Here is a 2,647-nt window from a genome sequence, read left to right on the forward strand (position 1 = left end):
ATAATTTTTATAATGTCTGTAAGATTAAATCTTGACTTCTACATATTATCGCCTATTTCTACCGGTCCGTTAAATCTTGAAGTATGAATTACACTACCGTCTTGCACGTTAGTATTATTTCCTATTGTTATTGATTCAACGTCGCCTCTAAGAACCGTATTAAACCAAATACTTGAATTACTGCCTATTTCAACATCTCCTATTAAAGAGCTGCTTTCGGCAATATATGCAGTTTTATCGATTCTTGGCGTAACTCCTTTATAAGGGATAATAATCATTAATTATAATCTACCCAAGAAATATTACCGTCTTTACGATAATAAACTATATTGATACGATCATTATTGATATTTTTAAATACTACCGTAGGTAAATCTTCTAAATCCATTTTCATTACCGCTTCTTTTACTGATAATTTTAATATTTCTACAGGCTTTTCAGCAATAATTGCCGGATTATCATTATCTTCGGAGTTAGAGGTGTCACTATCAGATTGCGGATTAATAATATATTTGGTACCTTCATAAGCAATTTCTGATATTTTTATTTTACCCACATGATGATTTTTGAATTTTGATTTATATTTTCTAAGCTGTTTTTCTAGTTTTGACATAGCTTTATCAAAAGCTACATATATATCGCTACAACTATCATTACTTTTGACTACACTATGTTTACCTGATCTATATTTTACTATAATATCACATTTAAAGTTAATTCCCTCTTTTGAAAAATGTATATCTATATTTATTATATCGGTAAAATATTTTTTAACGACTTGCGTAGCCCTCTCTTTGGAATATTCTTGTAAGCTATTACCGATCGAAATATGTTGAGCTGAAACTGAAATAATCATAAATAACCTTTATAATCTGAAATAATTAATTGTATAGGCGTTACTAAGTAACACCTATACAATTAATTTATATTTAGAGTAATTTCGAGTTTTATTACAAATTAATTTAATTTAAACTTTAGCCGTAGAGTTTAGGACGCTTATCTTTATTTTGTTGCGATTTAATTAGTTTTTTAGCAGTCTTTCTTACATAATTAGGCTCAATGTCCATTTCTAAGCAGGTAGCATTAAAATTTTCATTATTTTCAAAAAGCCACTTTTTAGCATTATATTCTGCTTTTGTTGCTTCTATTATTGCCTGCATAATAATAGCACTTCTAAGAGCAATATCGGGTATAGGATTATAAAGTTTAATACGCTCAAGAGGAGTAGTTAATTTAATGACATATGGTTTAGTCATATAAAACCTCTAATAATTATTAATAAAATAAGATTTTGTTAATGTAAATATAACCAATAGGTTTTTCTTTTTTAACAAAGTCCTTAAAAAGTATAATAATTTTCAAGGCTTCAACTAATAGTAACTAATTTGGATTAATAATAATAAGCAGGAATGTTTAGAGGCTTAGGTGTTGTATATTTTTTGATAAAATAAGATATTTTACTCTTGCAGAAATAGAAGAATTGTTATATATTGTTATCTCTTATATATAAGGGGGTGTAGCTCAGTTGGTTAGAGCGTCTGCCTGTCACGCAGAAGGTCGCGGGTTCGAGTCCCGTCACTCTCGCCAAGCCCTTTCTGGGTTTCAGCGTTTCTTTTCGTTTTCTAAAAAATCCATATGCTCCTTTTATTCGCCTTTTGTTCTAATTTTTGTATTAAGTCTCTTTTAAATACCGAATTTTAAATATCCTCAAAAAACTAACTTTGTATATTTCTTAAAGCAACCTCAACTCATTTATTCGTACTTTTAGTTAAATTTCTATTGCATTCTTAAAACTCTTTACTATGATTCTATCTATAAGCTCATTTTTAACAAAATATTAAAATTTATAGAATTTAATAAGGATATAATTATGTTTACAGGGTGGTTTCAGACTTCATACGATAAATTAATAGAAGCAATAAAAGCAGAAAGTGAAATAGAAGCACAGAACTTAATTGCCAAAATGGATATTACTGAATTAAACACAGTTGATAACGGCGAAACAGCTTTAACTTTGGTTGTGGGTAAGAGATTAAGCACAGTTTGTGAAATGCTTATACCTAAAATGTCAGAGCAGGCTATTTAATCACGTTAATAATAACGGCGATACAGCTTTAATTTTGGCTACTAGTAAGGCATTAAGTAAAGTTTGTGAAATGCTTATACCTAAAATGTCAGAGCAGGCTATTAGTCAGGTTACTAATAATGGTGAAACAGCACTAAGCTTAGCTACAAAACATGGTTTTAAAAATATATATGATTTATTGACGAATAAAAAAATAATTTAGCTAATAAAGCTGATACAGAAGAGAAGCAAGAAAAACAATAGAGTTTAAAATTGAAGCAAGAAGCTTCAGTAACAAATGATGAGAATAAGCAGCTAGATATAAAAGATTTACCTAAAGCAGCAGAAAAACAAGATACAACTCAAGAAAATCTTGAAGAAAAGTTAGTGACATTTCAAAAAATAGTAATAGAAGCAACCGCTGAAATAGAAAGTAATTATAATGGACTGAGAAATCAAGACAAAAAATAATCAAATTCGTTTCCTATTTTTATTATATTGTTAAGCAGCTAATTGATAATAATTTTGCGTATAATTCAGATAAACATCCATAGGTTTTTTGTAACCAATACCCGAATGAAA

Annotated in this window: 5 protein-coding genes, 1 tRNA gene and 1 pseudogene; 4 read left to right on the top strand and 3 right to left on the bottom strand. The window is 28.7% G+C overall.

Translation table 11 applies throughout. The annotated features are described in order from the left end of the window. Positions 1-41: 41 nt before the first annotated feature. The 3 genes and pseudogenes from KYQ89_RS03635 to KYQ89_RS03645 form a co-directional block, all read right to left on the bottom strand. A pseudogene (locus KYQ89_RS03635) lies at positions 42-278 on the bottom strand (gamma carbonic anhydrase family protein); the annotation flags it as partial. Further along, positions 278-856: a ribosome hibernation-promoting factor, HPF/YfiA family gene (hpf, locus tag KYQ89_RS03640; protein ID WP_218460453.1), complete on the bottom strand. Its 579-nt coding sequence runs from the start codon at positions 854-856 to the stop codon at positions 278-280. The pseudogene KYQ89_RS03635 and the gene hpf, both read right to left, overlap by 1 nt. Before the next feature lie 118 nt (positions 857-974). Next, positions 975-1,256: a hypothetical protein gene (locus tag KYQ89_RS03645; RefSeq protein WP_218460454.1), complete on the bottom strand. Its 282-nt coding sequence runs from the start codon at positions 1,254-1,256 to the stop codon at positions 975-977. A 254-nt stretch (positions 1,257-1,510) separates the two neighbouring features. Between KYQ89_RS03645 and KYQ89_RS03650 the strand changes: the two genes are divergently transcribed. The 4 genes from KYQ89_RS03650 to KYQ89_RS03665 all read left to right on the top strand — a co-directional run bounded on the left by KYQ89_RS03650 (position 1,511) and on the right by KYQ89_RS03665 (position 2,536). Then, positions 1,511-1,587: transfer RNA gene (locus KYQ89_RS03650), tRNA-Asp, on the top strand. Between the two features lie 283 nt (positions 1,588-1,870). Continuing rightward, positions 1,871-2,086: a hypothetical protein gene (locus tag KYQ89_RS07775; RefSeq protein ID WP_256621243.1), complete on the top strand. Its 216-nt coding sequence runs from the start codon at positions 1,871-1,873 to the stop codon at positions 2,084-2,086. After that, complete coding sequence (locus KYQ89_RS03660; RefSeq protein WP_371920402.1) at positions 2,046-2,288, top strand: ankyrin repeat domain-containing protein; 243 nt, start codon at positions 2,046-2,048, stop codon at positions 2,286-2,288. Before KYQ89_RS07775 ends, KYQ89_RS03660 begins: the two co-directional genes overlap by 41 nt. A 50-nt stretch (positions 2,289-2,338) precedes the next feature. Further along, positions 2,339-2,536: a hypothetical protein gene (locus KYQ89_RS03665; protein WP_218460456.1), complete on the top strand. Its 198-nt coding sequence runs from the start codon at positions 2,339-2,341 to the stop codon at positions 2,534-2,536. Positions 2,537-2,647: the final 111 nt, after the last annotated feature.

The sequence above is a fragment of the Rickettsia sp. TH2014 genome (assembly GCF_019249195.1).
Classification (GTDB): Bacteria; Pseudomonadota; Alphaproteobacteria; order Rickettsiales; family Rickettsiaceae; genus Rickettsia; species Rickettsia felis.